The 616-nt window shown below is 33.7% G+C and carries 1 pseudogene; it reads left to right on the top strand.

What is annotated here, in order from left to right:
* Nucleotides 1-242, top strand: a pseudogene (locus tag AC1DUA_RS39965) (hypothetical protein); the annotation flags it as partial.
* Between the last annotated feature and the right edge of the window lie 374 nt (nucleotides 243-616).

Consider the following 616-nt stretch of genomic DNA (forward strand, 5'->3'; position numbering starts at 1 on the left):
GTAAAGGGCAATTCTTGGTAAAAGGCGCAGATAAATTCTTGGATCGTGAAACTACAGTTATCGTTTTAAATCGGGGTGAAGGGAAGTTGGGTAAYAAATTAACATTTTGGTTTGATGACCAAACAGGTATTATCTTGAAAATGGTATCTTCAGATGGCGAAAAACCTTTACAAACTATTGCCTTCGAAAAAATTTCCTTCTCTTCAGAAGCGAAGGAAGATAGCTTTAAACTTCTAAAGTAGTACACAAATCTTATTCCACTATTTAGAGAGAAAACTGCTAGAAACGTCAGCACTTTCTTTTTTCTAGAAAACAGCCAAAATATTTGGCTGTTTTCATTTTAACTCAACTTTCTCCACTAGCGTTGCATTAAAGCTACCACGAAAATTTAATTTAAATTATTTACTATTTATGTATTTTTTTATTTAATTTTCATGGACAATTCATAAAAAAATCTCCAGTGTAGAGATGTAGGAACCTAATCCATACATCTCATACAAAGGAGAACTCGGACTTTGAGTGTATCGGATAAACAGGTGGTTCGTCAATGCCTTTCTTTGTTACCATTACAAAATTTTTTAGCGCCGTTTCTGGATTATCGGAAGCAGCTTAAAAC

The sequence above is a fragment of the Paenibacillus sp. 01T422 genome (assembly GCF_056398785.1).